Below are 4,821 nucleotides of genomic sequence, written 5' to 3' on the forward strand. Positions count from 1 at the left end.
CGCGCGCCGCCTCGACGCCCGCGTTCAGCGCCAGCAGGTTGGTCTGGAACGCGATGCCGTCGATCACCGCGATGATCTCGCTGATCTCCGCCGACGACGCCTCGATCCCGTGCATCGCCTCGACCGCGCGCCGCACCACCGATCCCGACGCCTCGGCATCCTCGCGCGTCGCGCTGACCACGCCGTTGGCGCGCGCCGCGCCGACCGCGGTCTCGCGCACGGTCTCGGTGATCTCGTGCATCGCGGCGGCGGTTTCCTCCAGGCTCGCGGCCTGCTGCTCGGTGCGCTGCGACAGATCGTCGGATGCCTGGCGGATGTCACCCGCGCCATTGGCGATATTGTCCGCGGTGGCGGTGACCGACACCATCGTCTGCCCCACCGCGTCCATCGCGCGGTTGAAATCGGCCTTCAGCTTGGCGAACGGCCCGGTCAGCTCGGCATCGATCCGCGCGGTCAGGTCGCCTTGCGCCAGCGCGTCCAGCCCCGAACCGACGCTGTCGACGATCAGCGTCGCCTGCGCTTCCTTCGCGGCCTCCGCGGCGACCAGCTGGTCGCGCAGCGTCGCGACGGAGCGGGTCAGGCCGCCGATCTCGTCGCGACGGTCGTCGCGGCTCAGCGCGACGTCCAGCTGCCCGGCCGCGATCCGGTCGATCGTGCCCGCCAGCGCGCCCAGCGGCTGCGACACCAGCCGCACCATCACCGCCAGCGTCGCCGCGACCAGCCCCAGCGCGGCCAGCACCGCCAGCGCGATCATCCAGCGCGCGGACGTATAGTCGGCGGCGGTCTCGGCCTTGGCCTTGTCCTCCTGCGCGTCGAAGATCCGGCGCAATGCGCGCAGGTCGGCGTCGATCGCCTTGGTCTGCTGGCGCGTCTCGACCAGCATCGCGGTCGCGGCATCGTCCTGGTTCGCACGCGACAGCGCCAGGACGCGCTCGTCGTTGCGATACACGATCGGCAGCTGCTCGCGGACGCTGTTGAGCGCGGCGATCGCCTCCGGCGCGGTCAGCATCGGCGCCAGGCTCGCGATGCCCTTGTCCAGCGTCGCCCGCGCATCGGCCACCGCGCGGTCGCGCTGCCCGTCTGCCGGGCCGCTCGCGATATGGCGATACAGGCTGAGCCGATAGCCGGTGAACGCGCCCTTCAGTTCGCCCAGCGCCACCGCCTTGGGCAGGCGATTGCCGGCGAACGTGGCGACCGCGTCGTTCATCACGCCCAGCTTGAGCAGCGACACGCCGCTCAACATCAGCATGATCGCGATACAGGCACCGAACGCCGCCGTGAGCTTCACCGAGAAGGACCAGTTCTTCATGTGCGCACCGCCAGAGATGAAAAAGACAGTTCTCTTCCGATGCGGTAACCGGGTTTCGTAAACACCGGCCTAACGCTGTCTCATCAGGTGCGCGTCACGATTCCCAGCGCGTGGCCGCCGTCGCATCGCCCGCGCGCGCCTCCACCCAGCGCGCGGCGCCGCCGACCGTCTCGCGCTTCCAGAACGGCGCATCGGTCTTCAGCCGGTCGATCAGATAGGCACAGGCCTCCAGCGCGGCGGCGCGGTGCGCGCTGACGGTGCCGACGAAGACGATCCGCTCGCCCGGCGTCATCGCGCCGACGCGGTGGACGATCGTCGCCGCCGCCAGCGGCCAGCGCGCGCACGCGCCCCGCGCCAGCTGCTCCAGCGCGCGCTCGGTGGCGCCGGGATAATGCTCCAGCTCCAGCGTCTCGACCCCGTCGTCGCCGCGCACCAGCCCGGTGAACGTCGCCACCGCGCCCGCCCCGTCGGTCTCCAGCCGCGCCAGTTCGGCGGCGACGTCGATCGGATCGTGGGAAACGGTGATGCGGATCATCCGCCCGTCACCGGGGGGAAGATCGCCACCTCGCGCGCGCCGGCGACCGGCGCGTCCAGCGCGACGAACGCCTGGTCGACCGCGGCGCGCAGCCGCGCCGGATCGGCGAAGGCGGCGCGATGCCCGTCGCTGCGCGTCGCCAGCCAATCGATCAGCGCGGCGACATCGGCCACGTCGGCGGGCGGCGTCACCTCTTCCTCGGCCACGCCCACCCGCTCGCGGACCCAGGCGAAATACAGGATCCTCACCGCGCTCAATCCATATGCTTCAGGCCGACGCGCAGGTAATCCCAGCCCGTCACCACCGTCAGCGCCGCCGCCCCCCACAGGCTGGCCAGGCTCGCGATCTTGATCCACGCCTCGCCCGGCAGCGCGCCGGACAGGATCAGACCGCCCAGCGCGACCATCTGCAGCGTGGTCTTCCACTTGGCCAGCTTCGACACCGGCAGCGACACCTGCAATCCCGCCAGGAACTCGCGCAGCCCGCTGACCGCGATCTCGCGCAGCAGGATGACCAGCGCGGCGATGATATGGATGCCGGTGATCGCCGCGACGTCATTGTGGCGCGTGCCCACCAGCATCAGGATGACCGCCGCGACCATGATCTTGTCCGCGATCGGGTCCAGGAACACGCCCAGCTTCGACACCGCCCCCTGCGCGCGCGCCAGATAGCCATCGAAATAATCGGTGATGCCCATCAGGCAGTAGAGCGCGAAGGCGATGCCGAACCCCGCCTGCCAGCTGGGCCACCACAGGAAGGCGACCAGCAACGGCACGGCGACGATGCGCGACAGCGTCAACAGATTGGGCAGCGACAGCATGATAGCGGTCAAGTGGACCGCCCGCGCGGGCGGCGCAAGCGGCAAGCGGCGGACGGGCGGGTGAAAAACGGATTTGGATGATCGGGCGGCACCCGCTATGCCCCCGCTCGCCTGCTAACAATCGGGGGCGACGTCCCACGTCATGATCAATGCCCTCGGGCTCCTCAAGCGGCGCCGGTTCCTGCCGCTGTTCTCCACGCAGTTCCTCGGCGCCTTCAACGACAATCTGTTCAAGACCTCGATGGTGCTGTTCGCCACCTATGAGATCTTTGCCGACGAAACGCAGGAAAGCTTCTTCAACGCGCTCGCCGCGGCGCTGTTCATCGTGCCGTTCTTCCTGCTCTCCGCGCTCGCGGGGCAGCTGGCGGACAGCATGGACAAGGCGCGCATCATCCGCATCGTGAAGACGGCGGAGATCGCGATCATGGCGGTCGGCGCGGGCGGGCTGATGCTGGCGCGCACCGGCGCGGTCACCGCGCCACTGGTGCTGATGCTGGTCGCGGTGGTCGGGCTGGGGGTCCATTCGACCTTCTTCGGCCCGATCAAATACGCGATCCTGCCCCAGCATCTGGAGGAGGACGACGTGCTCGGCGGCACCGGCCTCGTCGAAGCGGGGACGTATCTGTCGATCCTGCTCGGCACGATCGTCGCCGGGTTCATCTATCATTCGACCACCCTGGTCGCCGCGCTCACCTTCGCGGTGGCGGTGACCGGCTGGCTGACCGCGCGCGCGGTCCCCCCCGCCCCGCGGCTGGGGCCGAAGCTGGAGCTGGACTGGAACCCGGTGCGCGCGTCGTGGCGGCTGGTGGCGGGGACGATGCACATCCCGCGGCTGTTCCTGGCGATCTGCGCGATCAGCTTCTTCTGGACGATCGGCTCGGTGCTCATCATCATCTTCCCGCCGCTGGTGAAGAACGTGCTGACCGCCGACGCCAGCGTCGCCAGCCTCGTGCTGGCGGTGTTCTCGATCGGCGTCGCGATCGGATCGGTCATCATCAATCTGCTGCTCAAGGGGCAGATTTCGGCGCGCTTCGCGCCGGCCTCGGTGATCGCGATGGGCGGGGCGGTGCTGGCGTTCCGCTGGACCGTCGGGCTGTGGACGCCCGCCGCCGACGGCCTGTACGACATGGCGCAGTTCATGGCGCAGCCGAATGCGTGGCTGGTGCTCGCCGCGCTGCTGGGGGTGGCGATCTTCGGCGGCATGTTCGTCGTGCCGCTCTACGCCTTCCTGACCACCACCGTGACCAAGGACCAGACCGCGCGCACCGTCGCGGCGAACAACGTGGTCAATGCGGGCGCGATGACGTTCGGCTCGCTCGCGGTCGCGGGGGTCACCGCGGCGGGGGTCACGCCGGGCGAGATGCTGCTGCTGGTGGTGGCGATGTGCGGCGTATCGGCACTGATCGCGCAGCGCCTGCACCGCGCCTGCGACTGATCGCGGCGCGGCGCACGCGCGGCATTATGCAATCATCGTGTAGAAGCAGATGAAGAACGCCGCGAAGCTCAGGAAGAACAGCTTCCAGTCGTCCTCCCCGCGCTTCGCCCGCGCGATCGCCGCCGCTTCGTCCATCGATACGGGCATCGGCGGCAGCGACCGGCGAAACGGGTGGCGGGCGGCTTCGTTGGTGAGGACAAGGCGTCGCGTCATGGCAAGGTGTTAACGCGCCGCTAACCATTTTGGGTATCGATTTATTGACGATATGCCCGTCCCGGTCCGGGACGCGACCGGGATCAGGGGGAGGAACACGCCAATGCCGCTTTACGCCTTCAAGGACCATCGCCCCACGCGCCACCCCGATGCCTGGGTCGCCCCCAGCGCCGACGTGATCGGCGACGTGCGGCTGGCGGAGGGGGTCAGCGTCTGGTTCGGCGCGGTGATTCGCGGCGACAACACGCCGATCCCGATCGGCGCGCGCAGCAATGTTCAGGAAGGCGCGATGCTCCATTCCGATCCCGGCGCACCGCTGACCGTCGGCGAAGACTGCACGATCGGGCATCACGCCATCCTCCACGGCTGCACGATCGGCGACCGGGTGCTGATCGGCATGGGCGCGATCGTCCTCAACCGCGCGGTGATTCCCGACGATTGCATCGTCGGCGCCGGCGCGCTGGTGACGGAGGGAAAGACCTTTCCCCCGCGCAGCCTGATCGTCGGCA

At 69.4% G+C, this 4,821-nt stretch carries 7 protein-coding genes; 2 read left to right on the forward strand and 5 right to left on the reverse strand.

What is annotated here, in order from left to right:
- The 4 genes from AX685_RS14655 to pgsA all read right to left on the reverse strand — a co-directional run.
- Positions 1-1,309, reverse strand: a 1,309-nt coding sequence (locus tag AX685_RS14655; RefSeq protein WP_066489984.1) for a methyl-accepting chemotaxis protein, incomplete at its 3' end; no start/stop codon positions are given.
- Positions 1,310-1,403: 94 nt separating this feature from the next.
- Positions 1,404-1,844, reverse strand: a complete 441-nt coding sequence (locus tag AX685_RS14660) for a molybdenum cofactor biosynthesis protein MoaE (RefSeq protein ID WP_066489986.1) — start codon at positions 1,842-1,844, stop codon at positions 1,404-1,406.
- The gene (moaD, locus tag AX685_RS14665; RefSeq protein ID WP_082740999.1) at positions 1,841-2,092 is read right to left on the reverse strand and encodes a molybdopterin converting factor subunit 1; all 252 of its coding nucleotides are present in this window, start codon (positions 2,090-2,092) and stop codon (positions 1,841-1,843) included. The genes AX685_RS14660 and moaD overlap by 4 nt, the downstream gene beginning before the upstream one ends.
- A 5-nt stretch (positions 2,093-2,097) precedes the next feature.
- Positions 2,098-2,664, reverse strand: a complete 567-nt coding sequence (pgsA, locus tag AX685_RS14670) for a CDP-diacylglycerol--glycerol-3-phosphate 3-phosphatidyltransferase (protein WP_066489996.1) — start codon at positions 2,662-2,664, stop codon at positions 2,098-2,100.
- A gap of 142 nt (positions 2,665-2,806) precedes the next feature.
- Between pgsA and AX685_RS14675 the strand changes: the two genes are divergently transcribed.
- Positions 2,807-4,099: an MFS transporter gene (locus AX685_RS14675; protein WP_066489990.1), complete on the forward strand. Its 1,293-nt coding sequence runs from the start codon at positions 2,807-2,809 to the stop codon at positions 4,097-4,099.
- Between the two features lie 24 nt (positions 4,100-4,123).
- Here AX685_RS14675 and AX685_RS14680 read toward each other — a convergent pair whose 3' ends face one another.
- Entirely contained in the window at positions 4,124-4,312 is a 189-nt protein-coding gene (locus AX685_RS14680; RefSeq protein ID WP_066489992.1) for a hypothetical protein, read from the reverse strand.
- Positions 4,313-4,415: 103 nt separating this feature from the next.
- On the opposite strand from AX685_RS14680, the gene AX685_RS14685 reads away from it, so the two are divergent.
- On the forward strand, positions 4,416-4,821 hold a 406-nt coding region (locus tag AX685_RS14685), incomplete at its 3' end, for a gamma carbonic anhydrase family protein (protein ID WP_066489994.1).

Source organism: Sphingomonas sp. CCH9-F2 (assembly GCF_001556735.1).
GTDB classification, from domain to species: Bacteria; Pseudomonadota; Alphaproteobacteria; order Sphingomonadales; family Sphingomonadaceae; genus Sphingomonas; species Sphingomonas ginsenosidimutans.

Bases quoted from the DNA above. Each gene is read 5' to 3' on its own strand.
- AX685_RS14660 (WP_066489986.1), bottom strand. From the start codon at position 1,844: ATGATCCGCATCACCGTTTCCCACGATCCGATCGACGTCGCCGCCGAA.
- pgsA (WP_066489996.1), bottom strand. From the start codon at position 2,664: ATGCTGTCGCTGCCCAATCTGTTGACGCTGTCGCGCATCGTCGCCGTG.
- AX685_RS14675 (WP_066489990.1), top strand. From the start codon at position 2,807: ATGATCAATGCCCTCGGGCTCCTCAAGCGGCGCCGGTTCCTGCCGCTG.
- AX685_RS14680 (WP_066489992.1), bottom strand. From the start codon at position 4,312: ATGACGCGACGCCTTGTCCTCACCAACGAAGCCGCCCGCCACCCGTTT.